We start from the raw sequence: 19,573 nt of genomic DNA, 5'->3' as shown, positions 1-19,573 counted from the left end.
TAAATTGGCTCTCCCGGCACCAAGCTGTTATTCCTTGTAAATTCTGAAAAACCTTTGCCGGTGGTTATTTTGTTATATACTCAGCGTGTAGCGAAGATCGACATGACTTTATAACTTTCCATATATTCTATAGATTGTCAACTATAAAAAAACAGTTTGTTATAAAATCATATATTATAATAAGCAAATTTATATCATAAATTATATTTAATCAAATTAATTTGTTTAGCAAGATGAGATAGAAGGCAGAAGGCTGCTTAACAAAACTTTAGGGGAGAAAGGGAGAAATTTACTACGAATGATTATGTAAAAAGATAAAATAACCATAGATTTGCCAAAAAAAGAACAGAATGTCTACAATTGCTAAATCTAACATTGACTTTGACCTGAAATATAAGGTAAAAGATATGTCTCTTGCTGCCTGGGGCCGCAAAGAGATCGAGCTGGCAGAAGCCGAAATGCCCGGCCTCATGTCGCTCAGAGAAGAATATGGCAATAGCCAGCCACTGAAAGGCGCACGCATCGCCGGCTGTCTGCATATGACTATCCAGACTGCCGTACTGATCGAAACCCTGGTACACCTGGGCGCCGAAGTACGCTGGAGCTCCTGCAACATCTTCTCTACACAGGACCACGCCGCTGCCGCTATCGCCGCTGCCGGTATTCCTGTTTTCGCCTGGAAAGGCCTCAACGAACAAGAGTTCGACTGGTGCATTGAACAAACCCTGTTCTTCGGTTCTCCCGATCGTCCGCTCAATATGATCCTGGATGATGGCGGCGACCTCACCAACATGGTGCTCGACAAATACACAGAACTGATCCAGCACATCAAAGGCCTCAGCGAAGAAACCACTACCGGCGTTCACCGCCTCTACGAGCGCATGAAGAACGGTACCCTGCCGATGCCCGCTATCAACATCAACGACTCCGTTACCAAATCCAAATTCGATAACAAATACGGTTGCCGCGAATCCTGCGTAGATGCGATCCGCCGTGCTACCGATGTAATGATCGCTGGTAAAGTGGCGGTAGTAGCCGGTTTCGGCGATGTTGGTAAAGGTTCCGCTGAATCCCTCAGAGGCGCCGGCGCCCGCGTGATCGTTACAGAGATCGATCCGATCTGCGCACTGCAAGCCGCCATGGAAGGTTATGAAGTGAAAAAAATGAGCGATGCCATCAAAGAAGCCGATATCGTAGTAACTACTACCGGCTGCCGCGATATCATCACCGGCGAACACTTCAAACTGATGAAAGATAAATGTATCGTTTCCAATATCGGTCACTTCGATATCGAAATCGATGTAGCATGGCTCAACAAAAACTACGGTAACACCAAAGTGGAAATCAAACCACAGGTAGATAAATACACCATCGACGGTAAAGATATCATCCTGCTGGCAGAAGGCCGCCTGGTAAACCTCGGTTGCGCTACCGGCCACCCTTCTTTCGTAATGAGCAACTCCTTCACCAACCAGACGCTCGCGCAGCTGGAACTGTGGCTGAACGCAGACAAATACGAAAACAAAGTATACGTACTGCCTAAACACCTCGATGAAAAAGTAGCCCATCTCCACCTGAAAAAAATCGGCGTGGAACTGGACGTGCTCAGCGACGCACAGGCAGCCTACCTCGGCCTGCCTAAAGAAGGTCCGTTCAAACCAGACTACTACCGTTACTAATCGTAAGGGTATAATATATCAAAAAGCGTTCTGTCAAAAACAGAACGCTTTTTGTTTTAATTTTGCACCATGACAAAGCTCAGTGTAAACATCAACAAATTTGCTACGCTGCGCAATGCGCGCGGCGGCAATCTCCCCGATATATTGAAAGTGGCCCAGGACTGCGAACGCTTCGGCGCCGATGGCATCACCGTACACCCACGCCCCGATGAACGTCACATCCGCTACAAAGATGTGCGCGACCTGAAACCCCTCGTTACCACCGAATTCAATATCGAAGGCTATCCATCAAAAGAATTTATGGACCTCGTACTGGAAGTGAAACCACACCAATGCACACTGGTGCCCGATCCGCCAGACGCCATCACTTCCAACACCGGCTGGGACACCGTCCGCTATCAGTCGCAGTTGAAAGATGTGATCTCCACACTCAAAAAGGCAGGTATCCGTGTATCTATCTTCCTCAACCCGGAAGCAGACAAAGTAGCTGGCGCCAAAACCGCCGGCGCCGATCGCATCGAACTCTACACCGGCCCTTACGCGGAAGAATATACGAATGCACGCACACAACCGCAGAACCTCCAGCTGTTCAACGACTATAAGAACACCGCCCGCGAGGCCACTGCCGCCGGCCTGGAAATCAATGCCGGCCACGATCTTAACCTCGACAACCTCCGCTTCTTTAAACTGCATATCCCCCAGCTGAAAGAAGTGTCTATCGGCCACGCCCTCGTTGCTGATGCACTCTACTACGGCCTGGAAAACACGATACAGCTTTATAAGCGCCAGCTCATCGATTAATTACGGAGTACGCAATAAGCATGATGGCATCGTTGCGTAAATTTGTCGCCCCGGGGGCTACCGAGCTATCGCTCCTACGGAGCTTAGTGCAGCGGAACATACGGTTTATCTACCGGGCTTTCGCCCCTACGGGGCGATATATTGGTAGCGGATATTGTGTCTACCAATATGCCGCCCCGTAGGGGCGGTAGCAATCGCATTGATCAAGCTCCGTAGGAGCGAAAGCCCGGTAGATAAACCGTATGTTCCGCTGCACTAAGCTCCGTAGGAGCGATAGCTCGGTAGACCCGGGTGGAACCCGGGGTCCACAAACCCACAAACCCGTGGCCGCGGCCGGTCCCGGGGTACGGCAAATTCATGCAACAACCGACATTAATAACAAAGCCATTCCCTTCCAGGAATGGCTTTGTTTTAACCCTTAAAACAATCAACATGAAGTTCATACCGGGGTCACAACAAACCAGCATGAACTCTTCTATAGTTTACCGTCATGAGTGACAGCAATGTTACGTGTGTTACTTCTTTAATAACGCTATTTCGAGCACTTGGTTCATTTGTTTTACATAATGAAACTTCAGTCCTTTGATATAGTCGGGATTAATTTCTTTGATATCTTTCTCATTCTGCCAGCAGAGGATGATCTCGCGGATACCGGCACGTTTGGCAGCCAGTATTTTTTCTTTGATGCCTCCTACCGGCAACACCTGCCCTCTCAGCGTAATTTCGCCGGTCATCGCGAGATACGATTTTACTTTACGGCCGGTGAAAATAGAGGTCAGCGCCGTGAGCATCGTGATACCCGCGCTGGGACCGTCTTTCGGAACGGCGCCTTCCGGGATGTGCACATGCACGCTCTTCTGCGCAAACAGTTTCGGATCGATCTTATACTGGGCAGCATTGGCCTGCAGGTAAGTGAGGGCCGTTATTGCAGACTCTTTCATCACCTGGCCGAGGTTACCGGTCAGCTTCAGTTCGCCCTTGCCTTCACTCAGGCTGCTTTCGATAAAGAGGATATCGCCGCCAACATAGGTCCAGGCGAGGCCTACAGCCACTCCCGGAGGATTACCCACTTTATATATTTCGTTGGAGTAACGCGGCTTGCCTAATATTTTTTCAATATTTGCATCGGTGATATTCTCCGGCAGCGGACGTTCCAGCGCTACCTCCTTCGCCAGGTTACGCATGATGGAGGCAAAGAGCCGGTCCAGCTCCCGCACGCCGCTCTCGCGGGTATAGTCCGCGATCACATGCTCTATAACGCTGTTGCTTATACGAAATTTTGTATCCTTTAACCCGTGCGCTTCCTTCTGCTTCGGCAAGAGGTGGCGTTTGGCGATCTCCACTTTCTCTTCAATAGAATAGCCGCTCAGGTCAATGATCTCCAATCGGTCGCGCAGCGCCGGGTGGATCGCATTGATGTTGTTGGCTGTCGCGATGAACAATACTTTGCTCAGGTCGTATTCCAGTTCGAGGTAATTATCATAGAAAGAGCTGTTCTGCTCCGGGTCCAGCACTTCCAGCATGGCGGAACTGGGATCGCCGCGCAGGTCATTGCCGATCTTGTCGATCTCATCGAGGATCATTACCGGGTTAGATGATTTGATCTTCCGGATAGATTGAATGACCCTGCCCGGCATCGCGCCGATATAGGTTTTCCGATGACCGCGTATCTCGCTTTCATCATGCAGGCCGCCAAGGCTCAGGCGCACGTACTTGCGGCCCACTGCATTGGCGATCGAGCGTCCCAGCGAGGTTTTGCCGATACCCGGAGGGCCTACGAAACAGAGGATCGGAGATTTCATGTCTCCTTTCAGTTTCAGTACAGCCAGGTATTCCAATATCCTTTCTTTGATCTTTTCCATGCCGTAATGGTCATGGTCCAATATTTTTTTCGCCTTCTTCAGGTCGTAGCTATCGGTGGTATAATCGCCCCAGGGCAGGTCCAGCAAGAGATCCAGGTGATTGTACACTACGCTGTAGTCCGGCGTGGTGGGATGCATGCGCTCCAGCTTTTCAATGCCTTTTGCGAAGGCTTCCGCCGCGGCCGGCGACCATTTCTTCTCTTCTGCCTTGCGCTTCATCTCCCTGATCTCACGATCATTGGCATCTCCGCCCAACTCTTCCTTGATGGATTTCATTTGCTGTTGCAGGAAGTAGTCGCGCTGTTGTTTGTCAAGATCCGCCTTGGTTTTGTTGGTGATCTTGTTTTTCAGCTCGGCCAGCTGCAATTCTGTTTGCAGCAATTTCATCAGCAGCTCCGCGCGGGTGCGCAGGTTGTTGATCTCCAGCAATTGCTGTTTATCTTTTAATTCGGAGTTGAGGTTGGAAGACACAAAATGCACAAGGAACGACGGGTTCTCGATATTCTTCAGGATGATGCCAGCTTCTGAAGGCAGGTTGGGCGACAGGTTGATGATCTGCGCAGCCAGGTCTTTGATAGAAGAAACATAGGCGTCAAATTCCGTATCCTCGGCTACCGTCTCTTCCGGCAGTACCGTGATCCTGGCTTTGAAATACGGATCTTCTGTAACGATCTCGTTTATTTTGAATCGTTTGCGTCCCTGGATGATGATGGTGGTGCCGCCATCCGGCATTTTGATGAGTTTCACGATACGGGCCACAGTACCTACTTCTGTGAGATCGGCCACATTGGGATCTTCTACAGTACTGTCTTTTTGCGCTACTACACCGATCATTTTGTCAGTCTTGTACGCATCGCTCACTGCTTTTATGGACTTGTCCCTGCCAACGGTGATGGGCAATACCACCCCGGGGAATAATACTGTATTTCGTAATGGTAACAATGCCAGTTCATCGGGGATTTTGCTGTCATCCTCTTGCGCATCCCCATCTTCATTCAAAGGGATAATAGGCATGAACTCCATTTCATCTTCCGAATTTCCTAAATAAAATCTGTTCATCTGAGTTATTTAAAGCCTCCGAGGACATTCTGTCATAAAATACGGCTACAGTCCTCATTATTTAGAGCAGGGGTACATTGTCAAGTTTAATGCCAAGTGCCGGCATGGCAGCAGGAGTGATGACCGGAAAAAGCGATGTCCCGGCAAATTGCCGGGACATCGGAAAATAACTTAATGGCATTCCGTAAATAATTACAAGGTAACGCCAACGCCAATCTGGATCGCCTGGTTTTTCCAGTTGCTGGTGTTGGTTACGCTGTTCAGGTCTTTCACGTCATTAAAGCCAATGATGTAACGCGCACTGATGTTGATGATAGGCAATTGCAACCATAAGCCAGCCACACCGGAAATATCGCCGCCTTTGAAGGCCTGGTTAACAGCGCCGGAAGAACCAAACACTTTCTTGTCGCTCACCAACGCACTGAATTGTGGACCTACCTGCAATTTAATGCGGGGACTGCCCAGGTCGATGTTGGCCAGCAAAGGAATGCTCAGGTAATTCATGTTGATCGTTTTTCCGTTGTCGCTCAGATTACCAGTATTGTAGATCTGGCTAAAATCGTCTGTGGTCTTGGTTTTGGTAGAAGAGAAAACAAATTCACCCTGTACTCCGAAACCTTTTACCAGGTGCAATTGCGCGAAAGCGCCAATGTGATAGCCCAGTTTAAAACCATCCTGGTAGCCGGTACCATCTAATTTACCAAGGTTAGCTCCACCTTTGACACCAAAACGGAGCAATCTGTCTTGCGCTTTAACGGTTGAAACGGCAGTTGCGGTTAGCAGCACGACTGCGAGAAACAGTTTTTTCATAAAATTGCTTTAAATAATAATGGTTAAAATATAGACGTACATCACAACATTTACCCCTACGCGACTAATTGTGATTGGCTAACTACAAATTTTATGCTCAATATTAAAAACTATACGCCACACGCGCAGTGAAATAGCTCATGATGTGCTGGTCTTCTCCGGTGAAAGGCTTGAAAACAGTGAAGGCGGGGGCGATATTCAATTTGCCGACGAGATAGGAAAAATTAAGTGTGAGATCAAGTGCGCGCGGCTCAAAACCGGAATGATCTTCCAATGCAATTTCTTTTCCGCGATGTACAACGGTCTTCTTTAACTTGGGAGAACGGGTAATATATTGAAAGGCTTTGAGGTTGCTGAAATAGTTGGCGGTGCCGCAGGTAAAGCCGATGGAGGGCGCCAGCAATATGGCATCTGTGCCGCTCAGGATGCCATTGAACAGGAAGGGATGCCGCACGGCGAAGATGACGTTGAAGTCGTTACCACGCAACGAACTGTGGGTATGCTCTCCGCTCTCATCATGCTTGCCCCAGCCGTAATCCACACTGATACCGGGTTCCAGCCACCACTTGCGGTAATAGAAATAAGCGAATATCTCATTGGTGATGGGCGTTTTAGGCACATCGCTGGAATCTGCGAAGAAATATTTAGTGTAAGAAATACCGGTGAGTACGTTATCACTTTTCGTATAGTCGTAACCGGCAGTGAGGTCCCATTCAAACCAGGGATGTTCATTGGCATTTACCAGGTAATAGCTGCTAACGCCGCCATAGAAGCCGCTTTTATGATAGTAGGTCAATGAAGGCGCCAGGAAGGTCTTCATTACTATCGGCCATTCATAGTTGGTGGTTTTGCTGCCGTAGGCGGGATTATTGCCATATCCCACTGCTGCAACCAGTTCACTCTTATCTTTTTTGCGTAACAACGAATCGAGCTGTTTTTCCAGCTCGGCTAAAGTTTGGCCCGCCGCGATACGGCTGCATAACAGCAACAGGAATATAAAGTAAACGCGCATGAACATGCTTTTTCCTTGTACTACGTTCACCGCAAGATAGGTGTAATTCCGCATTTAAATGCAGTTGACAGTCGAAGAGGGCATAACTGTAGTTGTATGATGGTTATTTGTCGATAAACTCCATTTTTCGGTTAAACGAGATCGATGACGGTAATCTCCGGCAATACGCCTACCCTGCCGGGGTAACCGAGGAAACCGAAGCCCCTGTTCACATACAGGTGTTGATCGCCTTCCTTGTAAAGGCCGGCCCACTCTTTATAGATATACTGCGCCGGGCTCCATTTAAGACCGGGAATCTCTATACCGAACTGCATGCCATGGGTATGGCCGGCCAGCGTAAGGGCGATGTCCGGGAAATCCGTGCGTACCTGGGCATCCCAGTGGGTAGGGTCGTGCGACATCAGTATTTTAAAGGGGATATGTTCAATGCCTTCATAGGCGCGCTTGAGGTCACCATGACGGGGAAAACGGCTCATGGCGCTCCAGTTTTCCACGCCCAGCAGGGCGATCTGCTCTCCACCCTTCTCCAGCACTGCGTTTTCATTCATCATCAATTTCCAGCCCAGTTCGCCATGTACCTGTTTCAAACGTTCCAGGTTCTGGTGCTGAAGGGCGCTATAGCCGTTGGGCGTCTTGTCGGGCCAGGGGTAATAGTCGCCATAGTCATGATTGCCCAAGGTGGAATACACGCCCATAGGGGCTTTCACCTGACGGAACACATCCATCCAGGGCTCCATTTCGCTGGCGCGATCGTTGACCAGGTCGCCAGTGAAGAGGATGAGATCGGCCCGCTGGTCGTTGATCAGCTGCACGCCTTTGATCACTGCCTCGCGGTTGGCGAAGCTGCCGGAGTGGATATCGGATATCTGCACGATGCGCATGCCTTTAAAGGAGGCGGGCAGGTTTTTGAGCGCCAGCTTTATTTTGTGCACACGATAATTATACTTGTTGGAAAATCCGTACACGAGCGTAGCAAAGAGGCCGCCGCCCGCGATGAGCCCCAGCCTGTTGAGGAACTGGGAGCGGGAAAGGCCATTCACGGCGGTTTCCGGGCTAATGGTTTTGGCCGCGCTGAAGCGACGGACTACCCAGGTGAGGGCGCGGCGTACATCATCCAGCAAGAGGAACACGGCGGTGAGCAGCTTGGCCACCACCAGCCCGATGATCACGGCCAGTACATAGGAACGCACGGCGGTGGGCCAGTTATGCCATTTGATGTAAGGCAGCAATGCTACGGTAATCAGGCAGGCCAGCGAAACAAACCAATATATGCTGTAAGTGACGGTACGTACCCTGGGGCTGGACATGTACACGATGGCCCGTACGGCCTGGAACACGTAAATATCCAGCAATAAAAGAAAGATCAGTAAAAAAACGGAATTAAACCCCGATCGCATGATGAAAATATTATATAAATATATGATAGGACAGCAAGTTAATGCAGTTTTGCTGGTCCAAAAAGTTAAAACCTTGCTGGCAGGATACGCCCTGTTTCAAGCCAGTATAAAGCCAGTATAGAGCATGTAGACGAATAACAAGCGGGGAGATTGTATGTTCTTTTAAAATTTTTCCCGGGCAGGGCGGACAGTTTGTGAATAAATAAATATACTGCCACGCCGGACTTTTGGGTAATCGTTGTATTTTTGTCCGATTGGCGAAATAAGGTAAATGGTAATTTGTAAATGGTAAATCGTAAATTACGGGGTACCATTGGCTGATTACATTTTTACTATTCAAACCGGTTCAAGCATATGAAATACACCTGTTACGGACATTCCTGCTTTGCGATTGAAGTGAAAGGCAAGAGGATATTATTTGATCCTTTTATCAGACATAATGAGCTGGCGAAGAAAGTAGACATTGATGCCATAACGGCGGATTACATTTTTGTTTCTCATGGTCATGAGGATCATACGGCCGACCTGATCGAGCTGGCAAAGCGTACAGGCGCCACCGTGGTATCGAATTTCGAGATTGTGACCTGGGTGAGCAAGCAGGGAGTGGAAAAGGTACACCCGATGAATACCGGCGGCAAGTGGAAATTTGATTTCGGTACGGTAAAATGCGTGGTGGCACAGCATTCCAGCAGTTTGCCCGACGGCGCTTACGGCGGCAACCCCATGGGTTTTGTATTCATCACCGACGATGCCAACTTTTATTATAGCGGCGATACCGCGCTCACTTTCGATATGGAACTGGTACCGTCTATCGCCACGCTCGATTTTGCCGTGCTGCCGATCGGCGATAATTTCACCATGGGCGTGGAAGATGCCATCGCCGCAGCTGAGCTGATCGAATGTGATAAAATAGTAGGCGTACACTACGATACCTTTGGTTACGTTAAGATAGACAAGAAAGCGGCACAACAACAATTTGACGAAGCTGGCCTGGAACTGTTGCTGCCTGAAATAGGAAGCACCATAGAGGTTTGATTTATCCTTTATCCTATAAATAAACCTTAGAATTTTTAATTTACACAATGGCTAGAATAATCGCAATCGCTAACCAGAAAGGTGGCGTAGGAAAAACTACAAGTGCAATAAACCTGGCAAGCAGCCTGGCTGTGCTGGAATTTAAGACACTGCTGGTTGATGCCGATCCTCAGGCCAACAGCACTACAGGACTGGGCTTCGACCTGCGCAATGTACAGCAGAGCCTTTACGATTGTATGGTGAATGACGTGCAGGCAAAAGATGTAGTGCTGGAATCCGATACCCCCAACCTGAAAGTACTCCCCTCACATATAGACCTGGTAGGCGCCGAACTGGAACTCATCAATCATCCCAACAGGGAAAGAGTGATGAAACAGGTGATCGACAGCGTGAAAGATGATTACGATTTCGTGATCGTAGACTGCTCTCCTTCTCTCGGCCTGATCACCGTAAATGCCCTGGTAGCCTCCAATTCCGTGATCATCCCCGTACAGTGCGAATTTTTTGCACTGGAAGGTTTGGGCAAACTGCTCAATACCATCAAGATCGTACAAAGCCGCCTGAATACCGACCTGGAAATTGAAGGTATCCTGATGACCATGTACGACGGGCGTTTGCGCCTGAGCAACCAGGTAGTGGATGAAGTAAAACAACATTTCGAGGAAAGCGTATTCAATACCATCATACACCGTAATACCAAACTGGGTGAGGCGCCCAGCTTTGGCAAATCCGTGATTATGTACGACGCTGCCAGCACCGGGGCCATCAATTACCTCAACCTGGCCAAAGAGATCCTGCAGAAACATAATTACACACAAATAAAATCCAAAGACAAAATCTTAGCTATTAACGATGACCAATCCAAGTAAGAAAGAGGCGTTGGGTAAAGGCATCCGCTCGCTGCTCCAAAACATTGACACCGATCTGAAACAAACTGCCGGCGCGCTGGGCGACAAAGCCGTGGCGGCCGCTACCGGCATTGAACGTGTTCCGTTAGACCAGATCGTGACTAACCCGAAGCAGCCGCGCCGTGACTTTGATGAGCTGTCATTACAGGAGCTGAGTCAGTCGATAAAACTGCACGATGTCATCCAGCCCATCACCATTGCCAAAATAAGCAACAAAAAGTACCAGCTGATTGCCGGCGAGCGCAGACTGAGAGCCAGCAAGATGGCGGGCCTGAAAGATATTCCTGCATATATCCGCCAGGTGAATGACCAGGAACTGCTGGAACTGGCCCTGCTGGAGAACCTGCAGCGTGAAAACCTCAACGCGATCGAGGTGGGCCTGAGCTATAAAAGGCTGATGGAAGAATGTTCCCTCACACAGGAACAGGTGGCCGAACGTATGGGCAAAGAAAGAAGCACAGTTACCAACTATATCCGCCTGCTCAAACTGCCGCCGGATATCCAGGTGGCGGTGCGCAACACGCAGCTGAGCATGGGCCATGCCCGCGTGCTCACCGGTGTGGAGAATGTGGAGAACCAGTTATTCATCTATAACGAAATATTGAGGAGCGGCCTTTCTGTACGACAAACAGAGGAGCTGGCCCGCAAAGTGAACCAGGCTGCTGAAAAAAATCCGCAGCTGAAAGCCGCCAAAGCCAAGCTGCCACCGGCTTTCCAGAAGATCCAGGACAACCTGGCCTCCCACTTTGCCACAAAAGTTAAACTGGACAGAGGAAGAAACGGAAAAGGAAGTATTTTGATCGAATTCTATTCAGATGAAGAACTGGATAGTATCCTGGAAAAAATAGATATATACGGTGGCTAAGCTGGCTGGAAACATCATCAATTTAGTACGTAGCGCTTTACTGATCCTGGCAATATTCCTGGCCGCTCCTGCCGGAGCCGCGCCCACACCGCAAGGTATGGCAGATACCACTGTAGCGGCCGCACCCCGTGTAGCCGACACCGTGAAACCATTGCAGCATATTGCCACAGATACCGCTAAAAACATCGCTCCCAGGCGCGATTCCATCGTGTTCAGACCAGATATGCCCCTGCCGCACAGCCCGCGCAAAGCGGCTCTGTACTCGGCTATACTGCCCGGGCTCGGACAGGCCTACAACAGGGAGTACTGGAAAATTCCGCTGATATACGCCGCCATGGGCACCTGTACCGGTTTCTTCATCTTCAATATGGACCAGTACAAACAATACCGCGATGCCTACCGCATCCGCATGGCCGGCAACCCGGATGTTAAAGACAAGTTCATTGTACAATATCCAAATGCACAATCCCTGAAAGTGTTGAGAGATACCTACCGTGAGTGGGTTGACTATTCCGTGCTGTTCTTCGTATTATCGTACGGCCTGAATATCATTGATGCCACTGTGTTTGCGCACCTGCGCACCTTTGACATCTCCAATGATCTCACCTTGCAGGTGACGCCAACGATCATCAATAACCGCACGCCGGGGATCGGTGTTAATATTTCATTGGGAGGCAAAAAGGCCAGCAGAAAGGCTTTCTACTATGCGGGCCGTTGAGCCGCATCTCCCTTTATCATAAAATCATAACAGATCAGGGACATGAAAATTGCGCTTATCGGCTATGGCAAAATGGGTAAAGCTATCGATGCCATCGCTACAGCAAAGGGTCACGAAGTAATTTTAAGGGTGGAGCATAATACCCCGCAGCTGCTCGACAAGGAGCACCTGGGGCAGGCAGATGTAGCCATCGAATTCACTACGCCGGAAACGGCCTACCATAACGTGCTCAAATGCTTCGAGGCCAATGTGCCCGTGGTTTGCGGCACCACCGGCTGGCTGGATAAATTGCCGGAAGTGGAAAAACTTTGCAAAGAAAAAAAGCAGGCTTTTTTACACGCCACCAATTTCAGCATCGGCGTAAATATCTTTTTTGAAGTGAACAAGCGACTGGCCGCTCTGATGGCCAGTCAGCCGCAATACGACGTGTGGATGGAAGAGATCCACCACACCCAGAAGAAAGACGCGCCCAGCGGCACTGCGCTCACCCTGGCCGAACAACTGATGGCCAGCGTTAGCCGCAAGAAAACCTGGGTGAATGAGGAAAGCCATGAAGCGGGCGTGCTGTCGATCATTTCCAAACGTATCGATCCCGCGCCAGGCACGCATTCCATCACGTATACCTCCGCCATCGACGACATTACCATCACGCATACGGCCCATTCCCGCGAGGGTTTTGCCGCCGGCGCCGTGATCGCCGCCGAATGGCTGAAAGGCAAAACAGGAGTGTTTTCCATGAAGGATGTACTGAACCTCTAACAGCTGCTAAACAACAAGCCGCTGTTTACCATTCACTTTTACTTATATTTGTTAAGTTAAAAATGTTCGTGCAATCTTAGTACATCCGGGAGGGATGCAAATCAGTCAGTATGTTATCTAAAAAAACGCAATACGCATTTCACGCTTTAATTTACCTGGCAGAGAATGTAGATAAAGGTCCTATCCTTATTTCCGAAATTGCGCAGGAAAAGAATATCTCCATCAAATTTTTGGAAAATATCCTGCTGGAGCTGAAAAACTCCGGTATCCTCGGCAGCAAAAAAGGAAAGGGTGGCGGCTATTACCTGATGCGGCCTCCCAAAGAGATCGCGTTGGCCAGGATTATACGTCTGCTGGATGGTCCGATTGCGCTGCTCCCCTGCGTTAGCCTCAACTATTATGAGCGCTGCGAAAACTGCCGGGACGAAGCAGTTTGCGGACTGAATGAAGTGATGGGGAAAGTGAGGGACTCCGCATTGAAAATTCTCGAAAACAAAACTTTGAAAGATATCCTCACCCGGGGCAGCTGAGGCAAATCCCGGTATCAACTTTAAAGCCCTTGAAGCGCCTGGAGCGCTTCAAGGGCTTTTTGTTTTGCTACGGCCTCAAGCCCTTTTTTAATTATTTCTCCTTTTAGTCTATCTTTTTTATAGGATTTATGTATTTTTGTAGACGATCCCGCTAAAAACGGGAACTGGCACTAGGCATTTCACAATAAGGAAGATTTACATGACAGACATTACCACAGCGCTGGACAATAAGTCGGTGGTGGAGTCGATACAATACCTGGCGGAACAATACCCCGGTGGCGTGGCCTTCTCCACTTCTTTTGGCCAGGAAGACCAGGTGATCGCTGATATTATCTGGCGCAATCAATTGCCCGTTAGAGTATTCACACTGGACACAGGAAGGCTGTTCCAGGAAACGTACGACCTCATAGACCTCACCATGGCGCGCTACAAGCAGCCAATAGATGTGTATTTCCCCGACACCGCAGCCGTGGAGAAACTGGTGGGCGCCAAAGGCCCCAACAGCTTCTACGAATCCGTTGAAAACCGCAAGGAATGCTGTGGCATCCGCAAAGTAGTGCCCCTCAACCGCGCACTGGAAGGCGTGAAAGTATGGATCACCGGCCTCCGTGCCGAACAATCCGAGAACCGCCACGATATGCAAGTGATCGAATGGGACGAAAAACGTCATCTCTATAAATATAATCCCCTCATCCATTGGGGCTACGACGAAGTAGTGAACTACCTCAAAGAAAATAAAGTGCCTTACAACAAGCTGCACGACAAAGGCTTCATCAGCATAGGCTGCGCGCCGTGTACACGCGCCATCGAGCCGGGAGAACATCCGCGCGCCGGCCGGTGGTGGTGGGAACAATCGCACAAAGAGTGCGGATTGCACGGATAATATACCTGTAACAACATTTGAACATTACACTTAATTATAGTCTATGACGAATCAGATCAATTGGGAATTTCCGCAGGCACTGGAAGATGAAGCGATCTACATTCTTCGTGAAACAGCCGCCCAGTTTGAAAAGCCCGTGCTGCTCTTCTCCGGCGGCAAGGACTCCATTACCCTTGTACGCCTCGCCCAGAAAGCTTTCTACCCGGGCAAGATACCTTTTGCTTTATTACATGTAGATACCGGTCACAATTTTCCTGAAACCATCGAATTCCGCGACTGGCTCGTCAATTCACTTGGTTTGGATATCATCGTGAGAAACGTGCAGGACAGCATCGACCAGGGCAAAGTACAGGAAGAAACCGGCAAATACGCCAGCCGTAACGCTTTGCAGACCGTTACCCTCCTCGATGCCATCGAAGAAGGCAAGTTCGACGCCTGCATCGGCGGCGCACGCCGCGATGAAGAAAAAGCGCGCGCCAAAGAAAGGATCTTCTCCGTACGCGATGAATTTGGCCAATGGAACGCCAAAATGCAGCGCCCGGAACTATTCGATATCCTCAACGGAAAAATTAATATAGGCGAGAACGTGAGAGTATTCCCCATCTCCAACTGGACAGAACTGGATGTATGGAACTATATCCGCCGGGAAGGCCTCCGCATCCCTTCTATCTATTTTGCGCATGAAAGAGAGATCATCGAACGCGATGGCCTCTACTGGCCGTATTCTACGTTCCTCAACACTACCGCCGACGAAGTACCGTTCCGCCAAAAGGTGCGCTTCCGCACCGTAGGCGATATGACCTGTACCGCCGCCGTATTATCCGAAGCCGACAAACTGGAAGATATCATCGCTGAAATCATGGAAGCCAAGATATCCGAACGGGGCGCCCGCATCGATGATAAACGCTCCGAAGCCGCCATGGAAAAGAGAAAACAGGCCGGCTACTTCTAATTGTTACACGCATTTTCAACACAGGAAATAAAAATATTGATCATGGAAGTTTTACGTATAGCCACTTCCGGTAGTGTAGATGACGGCAAAAGCACATTGATTGGCCGCTTGTTGTATGATACCCATTCCATCCCGCAGGATAAAATGGAAGCGCTGCACGCCGCCAGTAAACGCAAAGGGCTTGATTTCACAGACCTCTCGCTGCTCACCGACGGCCTCGTAGCCGAGCGTGAGCAAGGCATCACCATCGATGTGGCGCATATCTACTTCTCCACCCCTACCCGTAAATACATTATCGCCGATACGCCCGGCCATATTGAATATACCCGCAACATGGTCACCGGCGCTTCCAATGCGCAGGTATCGCTCATCCTCATCGATGCGCGCAAAGGCATCGTGGAGCAAACTTACCGTCACTTTTTCATCGCCAACCTGCTGCGTATCCCGCACCTGGCCGTATGCGTGAACAAGATGGACCTGGTAGAATACAGCGAAGCGCGCTTCAACCAGATCGTGGAAGACTTCCAGCAATTGCTGAACAATGCGGCCTTCAAAGGACAAGAGGTAGCTTTCATCCCGGTATCTTCCCTCTATGGCGAAAACGTAGCGGCCAGCAATGGCGCCATCAACTGGTACAAAGGCCCTACCCTGCTGGATTACCTGGAGCAGATATCTTTTGATCATGAAGATAAACAGCATCCGGCCCGCTTCCCCATCCAGAGCGTGATACGCCCCAGAACAACGGAATATCACGATTTTCGCGGCTTTGCCGGCAAAGTAGCCAGCGGCCATTTCAGTGTAGGCGATGAAGTGGTATCACTGCCTTCCGGACAAAAAAGCCGGATCAAAACCATCGAACAATTTGAAAAGCAACTAACGGCAGCGCATACACGTGAAAGCGTGGTGATCACATTGGAAGATGAGATCGACAGCAGCCGCGGCAACATGCTCGTAAAGCCTGATCAGCAGCCGCAGCAGCTGAAAGAGATCAGCGCCAGCATCTGCTGGATGGACCAGCAGAAACTTACCCCGGGCAAAACCTATCTGCTGCAGCACGGCGTAAACCGCGTGAAAGCAAAGGTGCAGCAGATCAACTACGTTACAGATGTGACCAATCATCTGCAAACCATCGATAAAAATGAAATGGGCCTGAACGATATTGGTAAAGTAACGTTGAAGACCGCACAGCCCATCTTCGCAGATACTTATCAGTCCAACCCCGCCAACGGTGCATTCATCCTGATCGATGAATATAATAACACCACGGTGGGCGTAGGATTCATCGAATAGATTACAATAAAAAGAAGAAGGGATTGCCCGCAGCTGCGGGCAATCCCTTCTTCTTTTTATTGTAATCTATTCGATGAATCCTACGCCCACCGTGGTGTTATTATATTCATCGATCAGGATGAATGCACCGTTGGCGGGGTTGGACTGATAAGTATCTGCGAAGATGGGCTGTGCGGTCTTCAACGTTACTTTACCAATATCGTTCAGGCCCATTTCATTTTTATCGATGGTTTGCAGATGATTGGTCACATCTGTAACGTAGTTGATCTGCTGCACCTTTGCTTTCACGCGGTTTACGCCGTGCTGCAGCAGATAGGTTTTGCCCGGGGTAAGTTTCTGCTGGTCCATCCAGCAGATGCTGGCGCTGATCTCTTTCAGCTGCTGCGGCTGCTGATCAGGCTTTACGAGCATGTTGCCGCGGCTGCTGTCGATCTCATCTTCCAATGTGATCACCACGCTTTCACGTGTATGCGCTGCCGTTAGTTGCTTTTCAAATTGTTCGATGGTTTTGATCCGGCTTTTTTGTCCGGAAGGCAGTGATACCACTTCATCGCCTACACTGAAATGGCCGCTGGCTACTTTGCCGGCAAAGCCGCGAAAATCGTGATATTCCGTTGTTCTGGGGCGTATCACGCTCTGGATGGGGAAGCGGGCCGGATGCTGTTTATCTTCATGATCAAAAGATATCTGCTCCAGGTAATCCAGCAGGGTAGGGCCTTTGTACCAGTTGATGGCGCCATTGCTGGCCGCTACGTTTTCGCCATAGAGGGAAGATACCGGGATGAAAGCTACCTCTTGTCCTTTGAAGGCCGCATTGTTCAGCAATTGCTGGAAGTCTTCCACGATCTGGTTGAAGCGCGCTTCGCTGTATTCTACCAGGTCCATCTTGTTCACGCATACGGCCAGGTGCGGGATACGCAGCAGGTTGGCGATGAAAAAGTGACGGTAAGTTTGCTCCACGATGCCTTTGCGCGCATCGATGAGGATGAGCGATACCTGCGCATTGGAAGCGCCGGTGACCATGTTGCGGGTATATTCAATATGGCCGGGCGTATCGGCGATAATGTATTTACGGGTAGGGGTGGAGAAGTAGATATGCGCCACATCGATGGTGATGCCTTGCTCACGCTCGGCTACGAGGCCGTCGGTGAGCAGCGAGAGGTCTGTGAAATCAAGCCCTTTGCGTTTACTGGCGGCGTGCAGCGCTTCCATTTTATCCTGCGGGATGGAATGGGTATCATACAACAAGCGGCCAATCAATGTGCTTTTGCCGTCATCTACACTACCGGAAGTGGCTATACGTAAAACTTCCATGATCAATATTTTTATTTCCTGTGTTGAAAATGCGTGTAACAATTAGAAGTAGCCGGCCTGTTTTCTCTTTTCCATGGCGGCTTCGGAGCGTTTATCATCGATGCGGGCGCCCCGTTCGGATATCTTGGCTTCCATGATTTCAGCGATGATATCTTCCAGTTTGTCGGCTTCGGATAATACGGCGGCGGTACAGGTCATATCGCCTACGGTGCGGAAGCGCACCTTTTGGCGGAACGGTACTTCGTCGGCGGTAGTGTTGAGGAACGTAGAATACGGCCAGTAGAGGCCATCGCGTTCGATGATCTCTCTTTCATGCGCAAAATAGATAGAAGGGATGCGGAGGCCTTCCCGGCGGATATAGTTCCATACATCCAGTTCTGTCCAGTTGGAGATGGGGAATACTCTCACGTTCTCGCCTATATTAATTTTTCCGTTGAGGATATCGAATAGTTCCGGGCGCTGCATTTTGGCGTTCCATTGGCCAAATTCATCGCGTACGGAGAAGATCCTTTCTTTGGCGCGCGCTTTTTCTTCATCGCGGCGTGCGCCGCCGATGCAGGCGTCGAACTTGCCTTCTTCGATGGCATCGAGGAGGGTAACGGTCTGCAAAGCGTTACGGCTGGCGTATTTGCCGGTTTCTTCCTGTACTTTGCCCTGGTCGATGCTGTCCTGCACGTTTCTCACGATGATATCCAAACCAAGTGAATTGACGAGCCAGTCGCGGAATTCGATGGTTTCAGGAAAATTGTGACCGGTATCTACATGTAATAAAGCAAAAGGTATCTTGCCCGGGTAGAAAGCTTTCTGGGCGAGGCGTACAAGGGTAATGGAGTCCTTGCCGCCGGAGAAGAGCAGCACGGGCTTTTCAAACTGGGCGGCTGTTTCACGAAGAATGTAGATCGCTTCATCTTCCAGTGCCTGCGGAAATTCCCAATTGATCTGATTCGTCATAGACTATAATTAAGTGTAATGTTCAAATGTTGTTACAGGTATATTATCCGTGCAATCCGCACTCTTTGTGCGATTGTTCCCACCACCACCGGCCGGCGCGCGGATGTTCTCCCGGCTCGATGGCGCGTGTACACGGCGCGCAGCCTATGCTGATGAAGCCTTTGTCGTGCAGCTTGTTGTAAGGCACTTTATTTTCTTTGAGGTAGTTCACTACTTCGTCGTAGCCCCAATGGATGAGGGGATTATATTTATAGAGATGACGTTTTTCGTCCCATTCGATCACTTGCATATCGTGGCGGTTCTCGGATTGTTCGGCACGGAGGCCGGTGATCCATACTTTCACGCCTTCCAGTGCGCGGTTGAGGGGCACTACTTTGCGGATGCCACAGCATTCCTTGCGGTTTTCAACGGATTCGTAGAAGCTGTTGGGGCCTTTGGCGCCCACCAGTTTCTCCACGGCTGCGGTGTCGGGGAAATACACATCTATTGGCTGCTTGTAGCGCGCCATGGTGAGGTCTATGAGGTCGTACGTTTCCTGGAACAGCCTTCCTGTGTCCAGTGTGAATACTCTAACGGGCAATTGATTGCGCCAGATAATATCAGCGATCACCTGGTCTTCCTGGCCAAAAGAAGTGGAGAAGGCCACGCCACCGGGGTATTGTTCCGCCAGGTATTGTATCGACTCCACCACCGACTTATTGTCCAGCGCTGTGGTAATGTCTGTCATGTAAATCTTCCTTATTGTGAA

Annotated in this window: 18 protein-coding genes; 11 read left to right on the top strand and 7 right to left on the bottom strand. The window is 49.8% G+C overall.

The features are described from left to right. The first annotated feature begins 350 nt into the window (after positions 1–350). Both ahcY and FPG75_RS23190 read left to right on the top strand, forming a co-directional pair. Positions 351–1,679: an adenosylhomocysteinase gene (gene ahcY / locus FPG75_RS23195; RefSeq protein ID WP_143310396.1), complete on the top strand. Its 1,329-nt coding sequence runs from the start codon at positions 351–353 to the stop codon at positions 1,677–1,679. Positions 1,680–1,748: 69 nt separating this feature from the next. Continuing rightward, entirely contained in the window at positions 1,749–2,480 is a 732-nt protein-coding gene (locus FPG75_RS23190; RefSeq protein ID WP_143310398.1) for a pyridoxine 5'-phosphate synthase, read from the top strand. A 515-nt stretch (positions 2,481–2,995) separates the two neighbouring features. Here FPG75_RS23190 and lon read toward each other — a convergent pair. The 4 genes from lon to FPG75_RS23170 all read right to left on the bottom strand — a co-directional run bounded on the left by lon (position 2,996) and on the right by FPG75_RS23170 (position 8,620). Then, entirely contained in the window at positions 2,996–5,401 is a 2,406-nt protein-coding gene (lon, locus tag FPG75_RS23185; RefSeq protein ID WP_143310399.1) for an endopeptidase La, read from the bottom strand. A gap of 192 nt (positions 5,402–5,593) precedes the next feature. After that, positions 5,594–6,211 (bottom strand): porin family protein, encoded by a 618-nt coding sequence (locus FPG75_RS23180; protein WP_143310401.1) that lies wholly within the window; start codon positions 6,209–6,211, stop codon positions 5,594–5,596. A 103-nt stretch (positions 6,212–6,314) separates the two neighbouring features. After that, the gene (locus FPG75_RS23175; RefSeq protein WP_143310403.1) at positions 6,315–7,277 is read right to left on the bottom strand and encodes a hypothetical protein; all 963 of its coding nucleotides are present in this window, start codon (positions 7,275–7,277) and stop codon (positions 6,315–6,317) included. Between the two features lie 77 nt (positions 7,278–7,354). After that, positions 7,355–8,620: a metallophosphoesterase gene (locus tag FPG75_RS23170; protein ID WP_143310404.1), complete on the bottom strand. Its 1,266-nt coding sequence runs from the start codon at positions 8,618–8,620 to the stop codon at positions 7,355–7,357. Between the two features lie 354 nt (positions 8,621–8,974). Between FPG75_RS23170 and FPG75_RS23165 the strand changes: the two genes are divergently transcribed. From FPG75_RS23165 to FPG75_RS23125, 9 genes are all read left to right on the top strand, one after another. Continuing rightward, complete coding sequence (locus FPG75_RS23165) at positions 8,975–9,655, top strand: metal-dependent hydrolase (RefSeq protein WP_143310406.1); 681 nt, start codon at positions 8,975–8,977, stop codon at positions 9,653–9,655. A 47-nt stretch (positions 9,656–9,702) separates the two neighbouring features. Further along, a complete protein-coding gene (locus FPG75_RS23160) occupies positions 9,703–10,524 on the top strand; it encodes a ParA family protein (protein ID WP_143310408.1) in 822 nt (273 codons plus the stop codon). Then, positions 10,508–11,428, top strand: coding sequence for a ParB/RepB/Spo0J family partition protein (locus tag FPG75_RS23155; RefSeq protein WP_143310410.1), 921 nt, complete (start codon positions 10,508–10,510; stop codon positions 11,426–11,428). Before FPG75_RS23160 ends, FPG75_RS23155 begins: the two co-directional genes overlap by 17 nt. After that, positions 11,421–12,146 (top strand): DUF5683 domain-containing protein, encoded by a 726-nt coding sequence (locus FPG75_RS23150; protein ID WP_143310412.1) that lies wholly within the window; start codon positions 11,421–11,423, stop codon positions 12,144–12,146. The genes FPG75_RS23155 and FPG75_RS23150 overlap by 8 nt, the downstream gene beginning before the upstream one ends. 42 nt (positions 12,147–12,188) lie before the next feature. Then, positions 12,189–12,905, top strand: a complete 717-nt coding sequence (gene dapB, locus FPG75_RS23145; RefSeq protein ID WP_143310413.1) for a 4-hydroxy-tetrahydrodipicolinate reductase — start codon at positions 12,189–12,191, stop codon at positions 12,903–12,905. A 110-nt stretch (positions 12,906–13,015) separates the two neighbouring features. Next, positions 13,016–13,435: an RrF2 family transcriptional regulator gene (locus FPG75_RS23140; protein ID WP_143310415.1), complete on the top strand. Its 420-nt coding sequence runs from the start codon at positions 13,016–13,018 to the stop codon at positions 13,433–13,435. Between the two features lie 199 nt (positions 13,436–13,634). Beyond that, the gene (locus FPG75_RS23135; protein ID WP_143310416.1) at positions 13,635–14,318 is read left to right on the top strand and encodes a phosphoadenylyl-sulfate reductase; all 684 of its coding nucleotides are present in this window, start codon (positions 13,635–13,637) and stop codon (positions 14,316–14,318) included. A gap of 43 nt (positions 14,319–14,361) precedes the next feature. Further along, a complete protein-coding gene (cysD, locus tag FPG75_RS23130; RefSeq protein WP_143310418.1) occupies positions 14,362–15,270 on the top strand; it encodes a sulfate adenylyltransferase subunit CysD in 909 nt (302 codons plus the stop codon). Between the two features lie 42 nt (positions 15,271–15,312). Continuing rightward, complete coding sequence (locus FPG75_RS23125) at positions 15,313–16,560, top strand: sulfate adenylyltransferase subunit 1 (RefSeq protein ID WP_143310419.1); 1,248 nt, start codon at positions 15,313–15,315, stop codon at positions 16,558–16,560. Positions 16,561–16,626: 66 nt separating this feature from the next. Here the strand turns inward: FPG75_RS23125 and FPG75_RS23120 are convergent, their stop codons facing one another. From FPG75_RS23120 to FPG75_RS23110, 3 genes are read right to left on the bottom strand one after another with little or no spacing between them, the layout of a single operon-like run. Then, on the bottom strand, positions 16,627–17,874 hold the full coding sequence (locus FPG75_RS23120) for a sulfate adenylyltransferase subunit 1 (RefSeq protein WP_143310419.1): 1,248 nt from the start codon (positions 17,872–17,874) through the stop codon (positions 16,627–16,629). A 42-nt stretch (positions 17,875–17,916) separates the two neighbouring features. Continuing rightward, on the bottom strand, positions 17,917–18,825 hold the full coding sequence (cysD, locus tag FPG75_RS23115) for a sulfate adenylyltransferase subunit CysD (RefSeq protein WP_143310418.1): 909 nt from the start codon (positions 18,823–18,825) through the stop codon (positions 17,917–17,919). A 43-nt stretch (positions 18,826–18,868) separates the two neighbouring features. Next, positions 18,869–19,552 (bottom strand): phosphoadenylyl-sulfate reductase, encoded by a 684-nt coding sequence (locus FPG75_RS23110; RefSeq protein WP_143310416.1) that lies wholly within the window; start codon positions 19,550–19,552, stop codon positions 18,869–18,871. Between the last annotated feature and the right edge of the window lie 21 nt (positions 19,553–19,573).

Source organism: Chitinophaga vietnamensis (assembly GCF_902167635.1).
GTDB lineage: Bacteria > Bacteroidota > Bacteroidia > Chitinophagales > Chitinophagaceae > Chitinophaga > Chitinophaga vietnamensis.
The sequence above is the reverse complement of the archived record's forward strand: the minus strand, read 5'-3'. Positions and strand labels throughout refer to the sequence as shown.